At 70.4% G+C, this 892-nt stretch carries 1 protein-coding gene; it reads left to right on the top strand.

The features are described from left to right. Positions 1 to 892: ketoacyl-synthetase C-terminal extension domain-containing protein (locus JK363_RS41400; RefSeq protein WP_215911759.1), on the top strand; the 892-nt coding region annotated here is incomplete at both ends.

Below are 892 nucleotides of genomic sequence, written 5' to 3'. Positions count from 1 at the left end.
GCTCGTTCATCGAGTTCAGCCGCCAGCGCGGGCTGTCGGCGGACGGCCGGTGCAAGGCGTTCGCCGAGAGCGCCGATGGCACCGGTTGGGGCGAGGGTGTCGGCATGCTGCTCGTGGAGCGGCTGTCGGACGCCCAGCGCAACGGCCACCAGGTGCTCGCGGTGGTGCGGGGTTCCGCGGTGAACCAGGACGGCGCGTCGAATGGTTTGACCGCGCCGAACGGGCCTTCCCAGCAGCGGGTGATCCGGCAGGCGCTCGCCAGTGCGCAGCTCGCTCCGTCCGATGTGGACGCGATGGAGGCGCACGGCACCGGCACCACGCTCGGCGACCCGATCGAGGCACAGGCCCTGCTGGCCACCTACGGCCAGGACCGCACCGGTGAGCCGTTGTGGCTCGGCTCGATCAAGTCCAACATCGGTCACACCCAGGCGGCTGCGGGTGTCGCGGGTGTGATCAAGATGGTGATGGCGATGCGGCACGGCGTACTGCCGCGCACCCTGCACGTCGACGAACCGTCGTCACACGTGGACTGGTCCGCGGGTGCGGTGGAACTGCTGACCGAGTCCCGGTCGTGGCCGGAGACGGACCGGCCGTGGCGAGCGGGTGTCTCGTCCTTCGGCGTGAGTGGCACGAACGCGCACACCATCATCGAGCAGGCTCCGGAGCCCGAGGAATCGGCTCCCGTTGCGGCGTCCGTGCCGGGCGGCCTGGTGCCGTGGATGCTGTCGGCCCGGAGTGCGGAGGCGCTGCGGTATCAGGCTGAGCGGCTCCGCGACGGTGTGGTCGGCCTGGACCCTGTGGACGTTGGCTTCTCACTCGCGACCACACGGGCGTCGCTGGAACACCGCGCGGTTGTCCTTGCGGATGATCCGGAGGCTCGACTGACCGCTCT

Origin of the sequence: Streptomyces coffeae (genome assembly GCF_016741875.1) — a bacterium.
Lineage (GTDB): Bacteria > Actinomycetota > Actinomycetes > Streptomycetales > Streptomycetaceae > Streptomyces > Streptomyces coffeae.
Note: the sequence above shows the minus strand (reverse complement) of the source record. Positions and strands in the feature narration are given on the sequence as shown.